The 17,186-nt window shown below is 59.3% G+C and carries 17 protein-coding genes and 1 tRNA gene; 9 read left to right on the top strand and 9 right to left on the bottom strand.

The genetic code is table 11. The features are described 5' to 3' along the window. Positions 1-161 precede the first annotated feature (161 nt). The 8 genes from KKQ10_RS22730 to KKQ10_RS22695 form a co-directional block, all read right to left on the bottom strand. The gene (locus KKQ10_RS22730) at positions 162-3,080 is read right to left on the bottom strand and encodes a DUF927 domain-containing protein (protein ID WP_215502321.1); all 2,919 of its coding nucleotides are present in this window, start codon (positions 3,078-3,080) and stop codon (positions 162-164) included. Then, positions 3,077-3,349 (bottom strand): DUF3077 domain-containing protein, encoded by a 273-nt coding sequence (locus tag KKQ10_RS22725; RefSeq protein WP_215502320.1) that lies wholly within the window; start codon positions 3,347-3,349, stop codon positions 3,077-3,079. The genes KKQ10_RS22730 and KKQ10_RS22725 overlap by 4 nt, the downstream gene beginning before the upstream one ends. Further along, positions 3,346-3,630 (bottom strand): hypothetical protein, encoded by a 285-nt coding sequence (locus KKQ10_RS22720; protein WP_085655303.1) that lies wholly within the window; start codon positions 3,628-3,630, stop codon positions 3,346-3,348. Before KKQ10_RS22720 ends, KKQ10_RS22725 begins: the two co-directional genes overlap by 4 nt. Before the next feature lie 534 nt (positions 3,631-4,164). Next, complete coding sequence (locus KKQ10_RS22715; protein WP_122711310.1) at positions 4,165-4,470, bottom strand: hypothetical protein; 306 nt, start codon at positions 4,468-4,470, stop codon at positions 4,165-4,167. Then, positions 4,467-4,748: a helix-turn-helix transcriptional regulator gene (locus KKQ10_RS22710; RefSeq protein WP_122601760.1), complete on the bottom strand. Its 282-nt coding sequence runs from the start codon at positions 4,746-4,748 to the stop codon at positions 4,467-4,469. The genes KKQ10_RS22715 and KKQ10_RS22710 overlap by 4 nt, the downstream gene beginning before the upstream one ends. A 100-nt stretch (positions 4,749-4,848) precedes the next feature. Further along, on the bottom strand, positions 4,849-5,688 hold the full coding sequence (locus KKQ10_RS28450) for a hypothetical protein (RefSeq protein WP_252191714.1): 840 nt from the start codon (positions 5,686-5,688) through the stop codon (positions 4,849-4,851). Positions 5,689-5,968: 280 nt separating this feature from the next. Then, on the bottom strand, positions 5,969-7,210 hold the full coding sequence (locus tag KKQ10_RS22700; protein WP_133338419.1) for a tyrosine-type recombinase/integrase: 1,242 nt from the start codon (positions 7,208-7,210) through the stop codon (positions 5,969-5,971). 164 nt (positions 7,211-7,374) lie between these two features. Continuing rightward, positions 7,375-7,459: transfer RNA gene (locus tag KKQ10_RS22695), tRNA-Leu, on the bottom strand. Between the two features lie 108 nt (positions 7,460-7,567). On the opposite strand from KKQ10_RS22695, the gene queA reads away from it, so the two are divergent. The 6 genes from queA to KKQ10_RS22665 all read left to right on the top strand — a co-directional run bounded on the left by queA (position 7,568) and on the right by KKQ10_RS22665 (position 13,671). Beyond that, a complete protein-coding gene (gene queA, locus KKQ10_RS22690) occupies positions 7,568-8,632 on the top strand; it encodes a tRNA preQ1(34) S-adenosylmethionine ribosyltransferase-isomerase QueA (RefSeq protein ID WP_127648211.1) in 1,065 nt (354 codons plus the stop codon). Positions 8,633-8,646: 14 nt separating this feature from the next. Beyond that, positions 8,647-9,762: a tRNA guanosine(34) transglycosylase Tgt gene (tgt, locus tag KKQ10_RS22685; RefSeq protein ID WP_161794909.1), complete on the top strand. Its 1,116-nt coding sequence runs from the start codon at positions 8,647-8,649 to the stop codon at positions 9,760-9,762. 43 nt (positions 9,763-9,805) lie between these two features. Further along, positions 9,806-10,144, top strand: coding sequence for a preprotein translocase subunit YajC (yajC, locus tag KKQ10_RS22680; protein WP_003227923.1), 339 nt, complete (start codon positions 9,806-9,808; stop codon positions 10,142-10,144). Positions 10,145-10,208: 64 nt separating this feature from the next. Continuing rightward, the gene (gene secD / locus KKQ10_RS22675; RefSeq protein WP_127648212.1) at positions 10,209-12,077 is read left to right on the top strand and encodes a protein translocase subunit SecD; all 1,869 of its coding nucleotides are present in this window, start codon (positions 10,209-10,211) and stop codon (positions 12,075-12,077) included. 9 nt (positions 12,078-12,086) lie between these two features. After that, positions 12,087-13,001, top strand: a complete 915-nt coding sequence (gene secF, locus KKQ10_RS22670; protein ID WP_127648213.1) for a protein translocase subunit SecF — start codon at positions 12,087-12,089, stop codon at positions 12,999-13,001. A gap of 121 nt (positions 13,002-13,122) precedes the next feature. Then, positions 13,123-13,671 (top strand): glycine zipper 2TM domain-containing protein, encoded by a 549-nt coding sequence (locus KKQ10_RS22665; RefSeq protein WP_007956693.1) that lies wholly within the window; start codon positions 13,123-13,125, stop codon positions 13,669-13,671. A 253-nt stretch (positions 13,672-13,924) separates the two neighbouring features. On the opposite strand, the gene suhB is transcribed toward KKQ10_RS22665, so the two are convergent. Next, the gene (suhB, locus tag KKQ10_RS22660; protein WP_003227916.1) at positions 13,925-14,743 is read right to left on the bottom strand and encodes a type III secretion system regulator SuhB; all 819 of its coding nucleotides are present in this window, start codon (positions 14,741-14,743) and stop codon (positions 13,925-13,927) included. Between the two features lie 145 nt (positions 14,744-14,888). Here suhB and trmJ point away from each other — a divergent pair, with 145 nt between their 5' ends. The 3 genes from trmJ to iscR all read left to right on the top strand — a co-directional run bounded on the left by trmJ (position 14,889) and on the right by iscR (position 17,179). Further along, a complete protein-coding gene (gene trmJ, locus KKQ10_RS22655) occupies positions 14,889-15,659 on the top strand; it encodes a tRNA (cytosine(32)/uridine(32)-2'-O)-methyltransferase TrmJ (RefSeq protein WP_198759829.1) in 771 nt (256 codons plus the stop codon). Positions 15,660-15,662: 3 nt separating this feature from the next. After that, complete coding sequence (gene cysE / locus KKQ10_RS22650; RefSeq protein WP_007964422.1) at positions 15,663-16,439, top strand: serine O-acetyltransferase; 777 nt, start codon at positions 15,663-15,665, stop codon at positions 16,437-16,439. 248 nt (positions 16,440-16,687) lie between these two features. Further along, on the top strand, positions 16,688-17,179 hold the full coding sequence (gene iscR, locus KKQ10_RS22645; protein WP_007956690.1) for a Fe-S cluster assembly transcriptional regulator IscR: 492 nt from the start codon (positions 16,688-16,690) through the stop codon (positions 17,177-17,179). Positions 17,180-17,186: the final 7 nt, after the last annotated feature.

Below are 17,186 nucleotides of genomic sequence, written 5' to 3'. Positions count from 1 at the left end.
GCTAGCCCGGTGGTCTCGCGGCCGGCCGGCAGTTCATGTTGTTCAGTAGAAGCTTGGAATTCGTTCATCTGTCTTGTTCCTTCAAAAAATGGGTTTGGGTTGAATGAGCGGCTGGCGAGGCCGGGAATAAGCCGGCGCTACCTCGATCAGCGGATGTGCCTTCAGGCAGCCCGAGCCTCGCTCTCGTCCGTTCCCGGAATCCTCTTCACGATGTAGCAGCGCTGGGGCCCAAGCCCGGGTAACCGGACCAGACTCGATGCCTTCCCATCGCTGGCCGGCTCCAGCACTCCGCGCTGCAACAGCTCCTTGTTCACGGCGTTGATGTTCATGCCCCGGAAAATCTCGGAGCGCCACGCCTCGGGCAGCACGTAGTAGGTGTTGGTTGTGTGCATGGTGTCGCCCATGCCGTGCTCCAGCGTCTTGCGAAAGCCGAGACGGTCGATGGTGCGCGGGCCGTGCTCGTCGATCTTGGCCGCCGCTGATTCCCAGCGGGTGAAACGGCTTTCACCAAAACGCTCGATGATCTGGCGCAGCCGCGCCAAGATCGCATCGCCCTCGAAGTTACCGGCGCCACCGCGCTCGTGTAGCCACGCATTCAAACAAACCCGAGCGGCGGTGGTGGCCGTGCCGTCTGGCCATCCAGTGATGCCCATCGCGGTGGCTAGCTCGCCCGCAGCAGCCGCTAGACCAAAGCGAGCGGCGGCACGGTGTGCCTGTCCACTGGCAGAGGCGGGGAGCGCTTGGGCAATAAAGCCTTCCAGCGTGCGGCGCAGGATTGCCGCCCAGCCGTGGCGCTTGCCGGATTCGCACAGAGCGGTCAAAAAGGCGGTGAGCGGTGTGCCGTAGTAGTTCGCCACCCGCGCCTTGAGCGCGTCGGACAGGGCGGCGGCATCCTCAAAACCGTTGAGTGTGTCGAACATGCCAAGGCCTTTGCTGGCATCGGCCGGGACGGCGAGCATCCGCACCTCCATGCCGGCTTTCAGTTCCTTGTTGGCTTCGGCCATGTGCTGGGCCAAGGTCTTCTCGCCGGTGGAGAGAAACAGCAGGCGCCATTCCTGTACCTGCCGGCCTGCTTGGCCTCGATCATTGGCGCGGGCCTTGCCGGTGCCGTTGCCGAGCATGTACACGGTCTCGCCGATGATGCGGGCATCACACATACCGATTTCATCGAGCACCAGAAGCCCGTCGGAGTGAGCGGCAGCGATCGACTCCAGAGCGTTGTCGGTCGAGCGCCACGAGCGCACCAGACGGGGCCCGCCGTAGATCGAGGCGGCAACTTGCAGATGCGTGGTCTTGCCGCCGGAGCTGTCGCCGTACAGGTGAAAGCCGCCCGATTCGTGGCCGAGCATGTGCAGCAGGGGACCGGCGAAGGCCACTCCGACGACAAACGCCAAGCGATGGTTACCGATGCAGAGCGCTCCGATCTGCTGTTGCCACTGTTCCAACGTGCCCGCTTCGCTGATCGGCGGAAGTTGCGCGCCGGCCTCGTAGAAGTGCAGGTGTTCCGCGTGCATGCCAACCTGCTGCTCGGGCAACAGAAAGGCGTTGTCATGCCAACCCAAACGGGTGACCAGTCGCGCACGTTGAGCACTATCGAAACCGCCCAGGTAACTTTGCAAATCGTTGCGAGCGTTGCGCCCCGAGCGACTGCCGGCCAGACGCAATCCCATGTCCACCAAAGGGCCGAGTACGTCCTTGCCGAAGTCGCCGGTCATGGTCCGTGCCGGAATGTTCCAGCGCTTCTTGGTGCCGTCGGGGTCGTCAAACTCAACCAGCAAGCCCCAGTTTTGACCCTTTTCGTCACGGGTACGCGCAAGGATTGCCAGTGGCGAACACACCGGGCGTGCTTCACCGTCGTCGCCGGCATAAAACACACCTTCGGGCGTCAGGCGAAAGCCACCGGGCATCAAGTCGTTTTTCGATTTTGCCGGGCGCTTGGCTGCTGCTTTGGGTTTCGCTTCTGACTCTGGTTCCGGCTTGGGTTCCACCTGGGCAATCACCGGTTTTTCTTCGATCACACCGAACAGTTCGCCGCTGCTTTCCAGTTCGGCGAAGTGGCCGGCGGTCCAGCCTTTGCCGAGTGCATCGGCGGCATCGTCGCCGTCATCCCATTGACCACCTCTGGCGAACGCGGCGTGGTCGTTCTTCAGCGTTGGCTTGCGTTTGAACACCTCCAGTGCGATGACCCGTACCGAAGCGGCGCCGATTTCGCGCAGCTTTTCGGCGACGGTAGCCATGCAGGCTTTACCGCTGTCGTCGTTGTCCGGCCACAACACCACGTCGCGTCCCTTGAGCGACGTCAGGTCGGCTTTGTGCCAGGAGTTGGAGCCGTTCGGCCAGCACGTGGCCACGTAGTCCGGCAGCAGCTCGGCGGCGGCATCGGCCGCTTTCTCGCCTTCGCACAAAACCACAGGTGAGTCAGCGCGCTGGGCCAGCTCATCAAGGCGTAGCAGCGGACGCGGGGCCGGCAGACCCTGCCAGCGCCACTGTTTGGTTTGGCTATCGACGCGCTGACACCACGTCAGGGGCGCAAAGACCTTCTTCGGTTTGCCGTCTTCATCCAGGCCGAGGTCGAAGCGATACAGCGCCATGAGTGGCTGACCCTTTGCGTCACGGTAGATCCAGACCTTGGACGGTACGCCGTGATCGCGATGCTTGGTCGGACACTTTTTCATGGCCTCGGCCGGGATCGGCTGAATGGCGTTCCATGTCGGCGCCTTGGGCTTGCTTGGTGCCGCTTTCATCTGGGCAGCGCCGGGCGCAACGTTCAGCCAGTCCACCAGTTTATGGCAGGCTTCAACATCGGTGCCGCCGTCCAGATAGCGCACCAGATCGATCAGGTCGCCGCCTTTGTCGCCGGTGGCAAAGTCTGCCCAAGTGCCCTTGTTCAAATTGACCTTGAGCGAACCGGCGCGCTTGTCGCTGCGGGTCGGATTTGGAGCGGTGTATTCCTTGCCGCCGTCCACGCGCTTGCCGTTGGGCAGCCAGTGCGACAAGACACGATCAATGTCTTTCAACGCGGCGGTTTTCACGTCGGCGAAGCTTGGACGTTTTGAGGTGCTGTTCGGGCGCTGGCTCATGCGTCAGCCCTCGGTAAAAACAACGCATCGTTGATGTCGTCGATCAACGCTTTTGCCATCTCACTCAGGTACAGGGCAGGCCAACTGAAGCGCTCGCCGTTGTCACTCATGGCCGCGTCGAAATTGAGCTGGTTCGCGTGATGCTGCAGCAACGACACCATCTCCAGTGCGTCTTCGACCGGCACACCGGCGTTGACGCGAAACAGCTTCAGGTCAGTGGCGTTAACACGGGAAAAGGTGGCATGACCCAGCGTGGTGGAAATGCTCATAGCGCACCGCCTTTTTGCACCGCAGGCGCCGAAGTGTTGTCACCGTGCATGGCCAGCGTTTTGATCAGGCCGAGGGTGCCGCGCACGTCCCACAGGACGGCGGCAATGACGTGATTGGCAAGGCGTGAGGATTCGTTTTCGAAGTGATCTTCCAGCAGCGTCAGCACCGAGTCAGCGCGGTCGATGGCGCAGGTGATGGCGTCGATAGGTACGCCGGCTTCTGCGGTTGGATTCACACAGAGCAGGTCTTCGGGCAGGGCAAAACTCAGGGCGTTGTTCATTGGGCACCGCCTGCGGTTTCGAGTGCGCGGGCTTTGGCCATGTGAGCGTTGTAACGGGAGAGACGTGTAGCGAGGCTGGAGTTGGCGTGTAAAGCGGCGAGAGCCATTGCACGGTGTGCAGCGGCGCGAATTTTGGACGGATTGAGGGCGTGTTGCATTTGTGAAGGCTCCTTGTACTGAGGAACCGCCACCGTCTGCCGCCAAGCAGATTAGGGTGACGGATTGCGCAGGATTGGCGGACCGGCGTACAAGGAGACCGGCGCACCCGAGGGTGCTCCTACGCAACCCGCCATAACACGGGAATGCGGGCACAAAAAAAGCGCCTGCAATCGTAATGGGGGCGCTGTTGCGCCTTGTACTGTATGGGCCGCCAAGCCCAATCGCTGAATTTGCAGCGACGCAAAGAGAGTAACGTCCGTTTTTCCAAAGTGCAACTGCGCTGATGGCTTGCGGTTTTTTCAGGTGCGGCATAAATTGTTCTTGCATGTAGATTTACCTCAACGCCTCCGGATCGCCCCCGGAGGCGTTTTCGTTTCAGGCATGGGCTTCCCAGCGCAGGGAGAGAAGGGGCAGAAATCCGCCGCTGAGCATGGAGCGGGCGTCTTCGTAGGCGTCGACCTGCTGGCCTTCGTCGACGACCACGGCCCCGGTTTTTTCGCAGTGGAGGGAGAGGGCGCACCAGGTGCCGTCGGCCCAGCTGAGCACGCTGACAACGCGACCTTGCCTGTCCTGCTGGCTGCGGTAGCGTTCAAGACGTTGCATGACGCGAGACGAGAAACCGATCCGACGCAACACGGAAAAGGGGTGCATCAAAGCGTTGTTTGCAGTCTTATGGCTCATGCAGCCACCTGATCACGTGCCTCGATGCGGCTGCGCGCCCACGCTTGAACTTCGGAAAGGACCCAGGCGACAGGGGCGCCGCGTGCGTTGCTGTTGCTCAGTTTGACGGGCTGGGGAAAGCCGCAGTCTGTGCGTTGCATCAGCTTGTAGATGGTCGAACGCTTCATCCCCACGATGCCTTCCACTTCGCGCATGCGGATTAGAGTTGAAGCGGCATCAAAAAGTGAGGCGGCGTTGGCGGGAGTCTTGCCAGGAAAATCGGTGACAGAGGTGTTCATAGGTATTGCTCTCGATTGATTTGGACAACGAGAGCAATGGTCTAGAAATTGGTCGGCGGTGAGCAGTTCACTTCCATTTGAAATGACATTGAAATATCGGTCACACCACAAAATTGCGCTTGAGGATTCCCTCCACGCTTTTGCGGGTTAGCGCTTTTTCTGTTTCCATTGTCACCCACTCAGCGCGCTGTTTGAGTGGTTTGGACACCTCCCGTTCCAGCCAGGCGTGAACCGCCGTGGTCACGTTTCGCCGTGACATTCCGCTAGACACGTAGTGTCGACCTTGCCTAATGATTGCTGTATCCCGTGCGCTTATTTCTTCGTTACGCTCCATTCCGCTGATGATGCCCCCCTTAGTGCGGATAGCGTTCTCGATTGCCCTGTAAGCAATTGGGACCAGCTCGTCACTGATCAAGCAGGGTAGGGATGTTATGGGCTCCAAAAACAGCACGTACTGGTCCAATGCCTCAATACGTTCGTTAGGATCGACCTGTCTTTCCACAACCTGACAATAAAGGTCCCACGGCCAATCCGTCGGAGGCTCGGCAACATGCGACCAGGCCTCTTGTTCGGTGGAGCGCATCCAATCAGCTAAGGCGCTCAGCGCTTTTACTGCGCAGGCCATGACGTAGGCTGCATATGCCTCGCGTTCCGATGCTGAATGACACTTGCTGTATTGGCGAACCCAATGAGCGAGACGGTTTTTTTTGTCGGTTGAGGCGTACTGAAAAATAGCCTCCTCATGCATCGTTGTTTGGATGCACATGCTGCTCATGTCGCTGATAATGTCGCCGGTCTGGATGCGAATGCAGCACTGATTGATCAGCTCGCACACATCAGTGATCTGTTCATTGCAGAACTCGTAGAGTGGCTGCTCTGAGAGATATTGGATCAGGCCAGCGGTTAGCGCCGAGTGCAAGATCGGGTGGGTATCAATCATGCGATTGGCTCTCGACGTGCAACGCGCTGTCCCGCGCCCTGCGGGTTGGAAGCGTAGCCAGCGAGCTTTGCGCCATGGGCAAGTGTGAGGGAGTGTCTGCCCGCAGCAGGCAAGGGGCCTGATGTAGCGTTACACAATCGGCGTGCGTTACATCGAGTGTACGGAATGGCGTGCTGGAGTGTAACGGGATTGAAGGCCAATGAATCCGGGTGTTTGGCCGGCATCGTTACACGAGTAACACTTGTTACACGGATTTTGAAGGTGGTATGGATAAGTGCATTCATACCGCTCTTCCAAATTGTCCCTTGATCACCTTTTCGCTTGCCAACGCATCAAGGTGATCTGCATACCACTGCATCATCTTCACCCGGTGCTCAAGGTATTGAGCCTTGTTGTATACCCCGGATATTCCCTCTTCTTTGTGAGCAAGCTGCGCTTCGACATGCTCTTTCGGCCAGCCGTGTTCCCTGAGCAGAGTGCTGGCGGTGTGACGAGTACCATGGCCAACCAAGCGACCTTTGTAACCAACCGTCGCGAAGACTTTGTTGATGGTGTTTTCGCTAATCGTTGGATTCTTAGCGCCCACACCAGGGAACAGCCAGCGACTACGACCTGTGAGGCAATGAAGTTCTTTGAGAGCGGAAAGCGCTTGCTTAGGGAGTGGACACACAAAGTCTCTTCGCATCTTCATCTTGGCGGCAGGTGTCGTCCATAGCGCTTTATCAAGGTCGAACTCTTTCCATTCAGCTAACCGAACCATGCCCGGTCTAGATGCGGTCCAGATACAGAGCCATGCTGCAGTCCGGGCCGTCAGCCTGCTGGGAGTGTTTTTGAGTGCTTGAAGGAATTCTGCCAACTCAGGCTCAAGCAAATGAGGATGCTGCTGAGTCTTCGGGGCTTGGGCTGCAATATCTCGTAGGCGACTGCCCGGATCGTTTTCCGTGAGGCCCAAACCGATGGCTCGCCCGAATATCTGATTGATCCAAGTGCGACACTTTTCCGCCACGTTGTGTGCGTCCCGGGCTTCGATGGATGCTTGGAGTTCCGCGCAATCGGTACGGGTGATTTCGTCTAGAGGCTTATCGCCCAGTGCCGGGAGTATGTCTTTGTCGAGGTAGGTGCGGATTTTGTTGAGAGTGGAGGGTGCGAGACCCTTTTCCTCTTTTGCCTTCAGCCAGGCATCAGCGGCAGCTCGGAAGGTTCGGGTCTTGGCCGCATCGATTGCAGCTTTCGCGGATCGCTTTTGTTCAAGGGGATCGGCACCGCTACTCACTACTTTGCGTAGATCGGCAGCTTTGTCCCTTGCCAACGCGCCACTAACTTCCGGGTAACCCCCGAGCCCCATCCAAGCCCAATTGCCCGCCGGACGTTTGTAGCGGAGCTGCCAGGATTTACCACCATCAGGTTTAACCCTGAAGTAGAGGCCGTTTCCGTCCAGCTCCCTGTATTCCTTTGATTCCGGCTCCAGTCCCGCAAGTGTAGTGTCAGCGAGAGGGCGGCGCTTGATGTCTGCGCGCTTCATCCTTGTATCCCAAAGTTCGGTATTTTTCTCAGGATACAAGCAGGGATACAGGGATACAACGGATAAGGGGAGACAGGGGTAGACAGACAGGCACAAAAAAACCGGCCAAGTGGCCGGTTTCTCTGGGTCTGAGAGGCTGGTAGAGACTCTCAGATACTGCTATGTGGTGCCCCGAGGGAGACTCGAACTCCCACTCCTTTCGAAAACGGATTTTGAATCCGCCGCGTCTACCAATTCCGCCATCAGGGCTCAATGGCGGCGAAGTATAGAGAGGTGATTACCGTTGGTCAATCACGTTTCATGGTCAATTTTTGATAATTCCGCTAGACTTTCCGGCCCTGCTAGACGAACCCCATCATGCGCGTTGCTGACTTTACCTTCGAGCTTCCTGATTCGCTGATCGCCCGCCACCCTTTGGCCGAGCGTCGCGGTAGTCGCCTGTTGACCCTGGATGGGGTCAGCGGCGCCTTGGCACACCGTCAATTCACTGATTTGCTTGAGCATTTGCGCCCGGGCGATTTGATGGTGTTCAACAATACCCGGGTGATTCCGGCGCGGTTGTTCGGGCAGAAAGCCTCGGGCGGCAAGCTGGAAATCCTCATTGAACGGGTGCTCGATACGCACCGCGTGCTGGCCCATGTGCGCTCCAGCAAGTCGCCCAAGCCGGGTTCGAAGATCCTGATCGACGGCGGTGGCGAAGCCGAGATGCTCGCGCGTCACGATGCGCTGTTCGAGCTGGCCTTCGCTGAAGAAGTGCTGCCGCTGCTCGATCGCGTCGGGCACATGCCGTTGCCTCCTTATATAGACCGCCCGGACGAAGGTTCGGATCGCGAGCGCTATCAGACCGTGTACGCCCAGCGTCTCGGTGCGGTGGCGGCGCCGACGGCGGGGCTGCATTTCGATCAGTCGCTGATGGAGGCGATTGCCGCCAAGGGCGTCGAGACCGCGTTCGTCACCCTGCACGTCGGTGCCGGCACGTTCCAGCCGGTGCGCGTCGAGAAGATCGAAGATCACCACATGCACAGCGAGTGGCTGGAAGTCGGCCAGGATGTGGTCGACGCCGTTGCCGCCTGCCGCGAGCGTGGCGGGCGAGTGATTGCCGTGGGCACCACCAGCGTGCGTTCGCTGGAAAGTGCCGCGCGCGATGGCGTGCTCAAGCCATTCAGTGGCGACACTGACATCTTTATCTACCCGGGCCGGCCGTTCCATGTGGTCGACGCGCTGGTCACCAACTTCCATTTGCCCGAATCCACGCTGTTGATGCTGGTTTCGGCGTTCGCCGGTTATCCCGAAACCATGGCCGCCTATAAAGCCGCCGTCGATAACGGGTACCGCTTTTTCAGCTACGGTGATGCGATGTTCATTACCCGTAATCCCGCACCGACTGCCCCTGAACACACAGGCCCAGAGGAAACAGAATGAGTCGCGAATGTCGCATGTCCTTTGAACTCCTGGCCACCGATGGCAAGGCCCGTCGTGGTCGCCTGACCTTCCCGCGTGGCACCGTCGAGACCCCGGCCTTCATGCCGGTGGGCACCTACGGCACCGTCAAGGGCATGTTGCCGCGTGACATCGTTGCCACCGGCGCAGAAATCATTCTGGGCAACACCTTCCACCTGTGGCTGCGCCCGGGTACCGAGGTGATCAAGGAGCACGGCGACCTGCACGATTTCATGCAGTGGAAAGGCCCGATCCTCACCGACTCCGGCGGCTTCCAGGTGTTCAGCCTGGGCGCGATGCGCAAGATCAAGGAGGAAGGCGTGACCTTCGCCTCTCCGGTCGACGGCTCGAAAGTGTTCATGGGCCCGGAAGAATCGATGCAGGTGCAGCGCGATCTCGGCTCCGACATCGTGATGATCTTCGACGAATGCACGCCGTACCCGGCTGACGAAGACGTCGCGCGGGTGTCGATGGAGCTGTCGCTGCGCTGGGCCCAGCGTTCGAAAAATGCCCACGGTGACAACACCGCGGCGCTGTTCGGCATCGTTCAGGGCGGCATGCACCAGGATCTGCGCATGCGCTCGCTGGAAGGTCTGGACAAGATCGGCTTCGACGGCCTGGCCATCGGCGGTCTGTCGGTGGGCGAGCCCAAGCACGAGATGATCAAGGTGCTGGATTATCTGCCGGGCATGATGCCGGCTGACAAACCTCGTTACCTTATGGGCGTTGGCAAACCGGAAGATCTGGTTGAGGGTGTGCGCCGCGGTGTGGACATGTTCGATTGCGTGATGCCAACCCGTAATGCCCGCAATGGGCATCTGTTCATTGATACAGGCGTGCTGAAGATCCGTAACGCGTTCCATCGCCATGATGATTCGCCGCTGGATCCGACCTGCGATTGCTATACCTGCCAGAACTTCTCCCGCGCTTATCTGCATCACCTGGACAAGTGCGGCGAAATGCTGGGAAGCATGCTCAATACCATCCATAACTTGCGCCATTATCAGGTGCTGATGGCTGGTTTGCGCGAGGCTATTCAACAGGGTACATTGGCCGCCTTTGTCGATGCCTTCTACGCCAAACGCGGGCTCCCCGTTCCGCCTTTGGACTGAGTTTTCTGACCCCAAGATTCAACATTTGCAACTGGAGTGCTAAATGAGCTTTTTTATCTCTAATGCCATGGCTGACGCAGCTGCACCGGCTGCTGCTGGCCCAATGGGCGGCGGCTTCGAGTGGATTTTCCTGGTCGGCTTCCTGGTCATCTTCTATCTGATGATCTGGCGTCCACAGGCCAAGCGCGCCAAAGAGCAGAAGAACCTGCTGAGCAGCCTTGCCAAGGGCGACGAAGTGGTCACCACCGGCGGCATCGCCGGCAAGATCACCAAAGTGGCCGATGACTTCGTGGTTCTGGAAGTTTCCGACACCGTGGAAATGAAGTTCCAGAAGGGCGCCATCGCCGCCACGCTGCCAAAAGGCACGCTGAAAGCGATCTAAGGTTCCAACTTCTACTCAATCGACGGGGCGCGCAAGGCGCCCCGCGTTCATAACGGGCGGCGTGATGCTGAACAAATATCCTCTGTGGAAATACATTCTGATCCTGGCGGTGCTGGCGATCGGTCTGATTTATTCCGCTCCCAATCTATACCCCGATGACCCGGCCATTCAGATCAGCGGCGCCAGCACGGCTCTGCAGGTCAATCAGGCCGATCTGGATCGCGTCAGCACTGCGCTGCGTGAGTCCGGCATCAACGTCAAGGCTTCGAGCCTGGCGGCCAACGGCAAGGGCGGCCTGATCCGTCTGACCAAGGCTGAAGACCAGCTGCCGGCCAAGGACGTTGTGCGCAAGGCATTGGGTGATGACTATGTCGTCGCATTGAACCTGGCACAAACCACCCCGCAATGGCTGCGCAACCTGGGTGCGCACCCGATGAAGCTGGGTCTGGACTTGTCCGGTGGTGTGCACTTCCTGCTGGAAGTGGACATGGATAAAGCCCTCGACGCACGCCTGAAAGTCTACGAAGGCGACGTCAAGAGCCTGCTGCGCAAAGAGAAGCTGCGCTATCGCAGCCTGCCGCAGCTCAATGGTGCCATTCAACTGGGCTTTGCTGATGCAGACTCCCGTGAGCAGGCCCGTGCGCTGATCCGCAAGAACTTCAACGATTTCGACATTGTTCCGGCCGACCTCAACGGTCAACCGGTGCTGCGTCTGGCGATGACCCCGGCCAAGCTGGCGGAAATCCGTGAATACTCCATCAAGCAGAACTTGACCACGGTACGTAACCGCGTCAACGAGCTGGGTGTTGCCGAACCGATCGTTCAGCGTCAGGGCGCCAACCGCATCGTGGTTGAGCTGCCGGGCGTGCAAGACACTGCCGAAGCCAAGCGTATCCTCGGCAAGACGGCCAACCTTGAGTTCCGTCTGGCTGCAGAGCCGGGTGCTTCGAAAGCCACTTCCGAAACCTTCGAGTTCCGTGAAGGCAAGCGTCCTCCTGCACAGATCGAGCGTGGCCTGATCATCACCGGTGACCAGGTGACTGACGCCAAGGCCGGTTTCGGCGAGCACGGCACCCCGGAAGTGAACATCCGTCTGGATGGCCACGGTGGCGAGCTGATGAGCCGCGCGACCCGTTCGAACGTGGGTCGCAGCATGGCCGTGATCTTCATCGAACAGCGTCCGGTGACCACTTACACCAAGCAGGTTGTGGACGGCGTCGAGAAAGACGTACCGGTACAGACTTTCAAGGAAGAGAAGAAGATCATCAGTCTGGCGACCATTCAGTCGCCGCTGGGTGCGCAGTTCCGTATCACCGGCCTGAACGGCCAGGGCGAGTCGTCCGAGCTGGCGCTGCTGTTGCGTGCCGGTGGTCTGGCGGCGCCGATGTACTTCGCTGAAGAGCGCACAATCGGTCCGAGCCTGGGTGCTGACAACATCACCAAGGGTATCGATGCATCGCTGTGGGGCATGCTGTTCGTCTCGCTGTTCATCATCGCCATCTACCGCTTCTTCGGTGTGATCGCCACCGTCGCACTGGCTGTGAACATGGTGCTGCTGCTGGCCCTGATGTCGCTGCTGGGTGCAACGCTGACCCTGCCGGGTATCGCCGGTATCGTGTTGACCATGGGTATGGCGGTCGACGCCAACGTGCTGATCTTCTCGCGGATTCGTGAAGAGATCGCCGCCGGCATGACCGTACAGCGTGCAATCAACGAAGGCTTCGGCCGGGCATTCACCGCGATTCTCGACGCCAACCTGACCACTCTGCTGGTCGGCGGCATCCTCTTCGCCATGGGCACCGGCCCGGTGAAGGGTTTCGCAGTGACCATGTCCCTCGGGATCTTTACCTCGATGTTCACGGCCATCATGGTGACCCGCGCGATGGTCAACCTGATCTTCGGCGGTCGTGACTTCAAGAAGTTGTGGATTTAAGGGGCTGCCATGTTACGTACAATCAACTTCATGGGCGTTCGCAACTTCGCGTTCGGCGTCACAGTGTTTCTCACGTTGCTGGCTATTTTCAGCGTCGTCCATAAGGGCATGAACTGGGGGCTGGACTTCACCGGCGGTACGCTCATCGAGCTGACCTACGAGCGTCCTGCCGATGTCACCAAGGTGCGTGAGCAACTGGTGACTTCCGGTTACCACGAAGCCATCGTGCAGAACTTCGGTGCGACCACCGACCTGTTGGTGCGCATGCCGGGTGAAGACCCGCAGTTGGGCCATCAAGTGGCGGACGCCCTGCAGAAAGTCGGCGGCGACAACCCGGCGACGGTCAAGCGCGTCGAGTTCGTCGGCCCGCAGGTCGGTGAAGAGCTGCGCGACCAGGGCGGCCTCGGCATGCTCCTGGCGCTCGGCGGTATCCTGATCTACCTGGCTTTCCGCTTTCAGTGGAAATTCGCAGTCGGCGCCATCGTTTCGCTGATTCACGACGTGATCGTGACCGTCGGTATCCTGTCGTTCTTCCAGATCACCTTCGACCTGACGGTACTGGCGGCAGTGCTGGCGATCATCGGTTACTCGCTGAACGACACCATTGTGGTATTCGACCGGGTTCGTGAGAACTTCCGTGTGCTGCGCAAGGCTTCGCTGATCGAGAACATCAACATCTCGACCACTCAGACCCTGCTGCGGACCATGGCGACGTCGATCTCTACCTTGCTGGCGATCGCGGCGCTGCTGTTCTTCGGTGGCGACAACCTGTTCGGCTTCTCGATCGCCCTGTTCATCGGTGTTCTGGCGGGTACCTACTCGTCGATCTACATCGCGAACGTGGTGCTGATCTGGCTGAACCTGAGCACTGAGGATCTGATTCCTCCGGCTAACACCGAGAAGGAAGTCGACGACCGTCCATAACGGCCATCGCTTCTCCGGCTGTCAGCCCGAAAAAGGCGCGAGTTGAACTCGCGCCTTTTTTTATGCTCCAAGGCTGGGAGAAGCGCGGGCGCGTCCCGTATGTGATGGTCAGGAGGTTCATGTGAACAAGTCGTTGCTGGTTGGTGCGGTATTGGGTGCTGTCGGTGTGACTGCCGGGGGCGCTGTTGCCACCTACAGCCTGGTTAAAAGCGGCCCTGAGTATGCGCAAGTACTGGCCGTTGAACCGGTCAAAACACAGATCAAGACTCCACGTGAAGTGTGCAAGGACGTGACAGTGACTCGTCAGGCACCGGTAAAAGATCAACATCAGATTGCCGGTACCGTTGTGGGTGCGCTGGCAGGCGGTTTGTTGGGTAATCAGATTGGCGGCGGCACCGGCAAGAAAATTGCCACGGTAGCCGGTGCAGTCGGTGGCGGTTATGCCGGTAACAAGGTGCAGGAGGGCATGCAAGAGCGTGACACTTACACCACCACGCAAACCCGCTGCAACACGGTCAATGACATCAGTGACAAGGTCGTAGGTTACGACGTGCGTTATTCGCTGGATGGCAAGGAAGGAAAAGTGCGGATGGATCGCGATCCGGGCAACCAGATTCCGGTCGACAAGGAAGGCAAGTTGATTCTGTCGCAGAACGAGCCGGGTCAGTGATCGGCTAAGTGGACTCAAAAAGAAGCACCCTGCGGGGTGCTTTTTTTGTGCCCCCGATTCAAGTCCTGCCACAAATCCCCTTGTAGGAGTGAGCCTGCTCGCGATAGCGGTATATCAGTCAGCATTGATGCCGACGGGTGCGCGGCTATCGCGAGCAGGCTCACTCCTACAGAGGGCCGGAGGTGTGCCGGGTGACGAATTCCAGGTATAAAAAAAGCACCCCGAAGGGTGCTTTTTGCGTTTCGCGAAAAGCTTAGCGCTTGAGCGAAGCCGGCAGGTGCGGCTGGATGGCCGTCAGTACTGCCTTGAAGCATTTGGTGTTGCCGGCAACGATGTGGCCTTTTTCAAGGAAGTCGTGACCGCCGGTGAAGTCGCTCACCAGACCACCAGCTTCCTGGATCAGCAGGGCGCCGGCAGCCATGTCCCACTCGGACAGGCCCGATTCCCAGAACGCGTCGAAACGACCGGCAGCCACGTAGGCCAGGTCCAGGCTGGCGGAACCGGCGCGGCGGATGCCGGCAGTCTGGCCAACCAGGGCGCGGAACATGCCCAGGTAGTTGTCGAGGTTGTCCATCTGGTCGTCACGGAACGGGAAGCCAGTACCCAGCAGAGCGCCGTCGAGGCTGGTGCGACCGCTGACGCGCAGACGACGACCGTTCAGTTGAGCACCGCGACCACGGCTGGCGGTGAATTCTTCCTGGCGAACCGGATCCAGAACCACAGCGTGTTCCAGGCGACCACGGTATTTGCAGGCAATGCTGACAGCAAAGTGAGGGATGCCGCGCAGGAAGTTGGTGGTGCCGTCCAGTGGATCGATGATCCACAGGTACTCTTCGCCTTCGATGCCGTTACCGACGTGCATGCCGGTCTCTTCACCCTGGATCGAGTGATTCGGGTAAGCCTTGCGCAGGGCATCGATGATTTTCTGTTCGGCGGCGCGATCCACCTCGGATACATAATCCTTGGCGTCTTTTTCGTCGACCTTGATGGTATCCAGGCGCTCGATGGAGCGGAAGATCAGTTCACTGGCGCTGCGGGCGGCGCGCAGCGCGATATTCAGCATGGGCTGCATGGATGTGTCACCTAAGGTTGTTAAAGAAAGCCGCGCATTCTATCAGAACTTTTCTTCAGGTGAAGGTCGCTGTTCGCATTCATAGCTTAACGGTAGGCTGTTCTGTAAGATTTGCACCCCTTTCCTGTGTCCGAGAGCGCCTCCCTTGCTGCAGAACATTCGTGTCGTCCTGGTCAATACCAGCCACCCCGGCAACATCGGCGGGGCCGCGCGCGCCATGAAAAACATGGGTCTGTCGCGGCTGGTGCTGGTCGAACCGCGGTTGTTTCCGCATCACGAAGCCGATGCGCGTGCTTCCGGTGCCGGGGATATCCTTGAAAGCGCTCAAGTCGTCGCCACCTTGGAAGACGCGCTGGTGGGCTGCAATCTGGTGCTGGGCACCAGCGCCCGTGACCGCCGCATTCCCTGGCCGCTGCTCGATCCCCGTGAATGCGGGAGCAAGGTGGTCGAGGAAGCCGGGCAGGGCGCGGAAATCGCTTTGGTGTTCGGTCGTGAAGACTCCGGCCTGACCAATGAAGAGCTGCAGCGATGTCACTTTCACGTGCACATCCCCTCCGATCCTGAGTTCAGCTCGCTGAACCTCGGGGCGGCGGTGCAGGTGTTGAGCTATGAAGTGCGTATGGCCTGGCTGGCCGCTCAGGGGCAGCCGACCAAGATCGAGAAAGAAGAAGTGGCTTCGGTGAAAAGCGCCGAGCTCGCGACCATGGATGAGCTGGAGCGCTTTTATGAGCATCTGGAGCAGACGCTGGTGGCCATCGAGTTTCTCGATCCGGAAAAACCACGACACTTGATGGCGCGCCTGCGCCGGTTGTACGGACGCAGCTCGGTCAGCCGGGCGGAAATGAATATTTTGCGTGGCATCCTCACGGAAACCCAAAAAGCGGCCCGTGGTGAGCTTCTTAAGCGGAAGGACTAAATGATGTTTGAGCGTTTGCGTGAAGATATCCAGAGCGTATTCCATCGAGACCCGGCGGCGCGTAACGCTTTTGAAGTCCTGACCTGCTACCCCGGCATGCATGCAATCTGGATTCATCGATTGGCCGGTATGCTGTGGCGCAACGAGCTGAAATGGTTGGCGCGGCTGGTGTCGAACTTCGGTCGCTGGTTGACCGGCATCGAGATTCATCCGGGCGCCAAGGTCGGTCGGCGCTTCTTCATCGATCACGGCATGGGCATCGTCATCGGTGAAACTGCCGAGATTGGCGATGACGTGACCATTTATCAGGGCGTGACCCTCGGTGGCACCAGTTGGAATAAAGGCAAACGTCATCCGACGCTGGGTGACGGTGTGGTCGTGGGGGCGGGCGCCAAGGTGCTTGGCCCGTTCACGGTGGGCGCCGGTGCCAAGGTCGGTTCCAATGCCGTGGTGACCAAAGAAGTACCGCCGGGCGCCACTGTTGTCGGTATTCCCGGGCGGATCATCGTCAAATCCGACGAAGAGCAGGACGCCAAGCGCAAGGCGATGGCCGAGAAGATCGGTTTCGATGCCTATGGTGTCAGCGAAGACATGCCGGACCCGGTGGCGCGCGCCATTGGTCAGTTGCTCGATCACCTGCAAGCGGTGGACGGGCGGCTGGAGGGGATGTGCGGCGCCCTGAAGGATCTGGGCAGTAATTACTGTGCGAAAGATCTGCCTGAGCTGCGCGAAGAAGACTTCGCCTGCGTCAAAGGCAAAGACGAATCCAAAGCTGGCTGATGCGTCTCTGTAGGCGCTGCCGCAGGCTGCGATCTTTTGATTTTGCTCTTCTATAAGATCAAAAGATCGCAGCCTGCGGCAGCGCCTGCACAGGCAGGCGGCAACCGGCGTGCCATTAGGTCGCAGACCCTGCTATCATTCGCGCGCTCTTTTGCGGGTAAACCCGACTAAAGCACTAGGTCTTATAGTTGACTTAAATGCTCGGGAATTGCATACTTCGCCCATTCCGAACTCCGTGGTAATTGTCCATGCGACTGACTACAAAAGGCCGATACGCCGTGACCGCCATGCTTGATCTGGCGTTGCACGCGCAGCACGGGCCGGTGTCCCTGGCCGATATCTCCGAGCGCCAAGGCATCTCCCTGTCCTATCTCGAACAGCTTTTCGCCAAGCTGCGCCGCAGTAACCTGGTTTCCAGTGTTCGCGGTCCAGGTGGTGGTTACCAGCTGTCGCGCGACATGCAGGGCATCCAGGTGGCTCAGGTGATCGATGCGGTCAACGAATCGGTCGATGCCACCAAGTGCCAGGGCCAGGGCGATTGCCATTCCGGCGACACCTGCCTGACCCATCACCTGTGGTGCGACCTGAGCCTGCAGATTCACGAATTTCTCAGCGGTATCAGCTTGGCCGACCTCGTAACTCGCCGTGAGGTGCAGGAAGTGGCCCAGCGTCAGGATCAGCGTCGTTGCAATGGCAAGGCGCCGCGCCTGGACAAGATTGAAGCGTCCGCCGTCGAATGACAGCCAA

It is taken from the genome of Pseudomonas sp. MG-9 (assembly GCF_018729515.1).
GTDB lineage: Bacteria > Pseudomonadota > Gammaproteobacteria > Pseudomonadales > Pseudomonadaceae > Aquipseudomonas > Aquipseudomonas serboccidentalis.
This window is presented reverse-complemented; position numbering and strand designations above follow the sequence as displayed.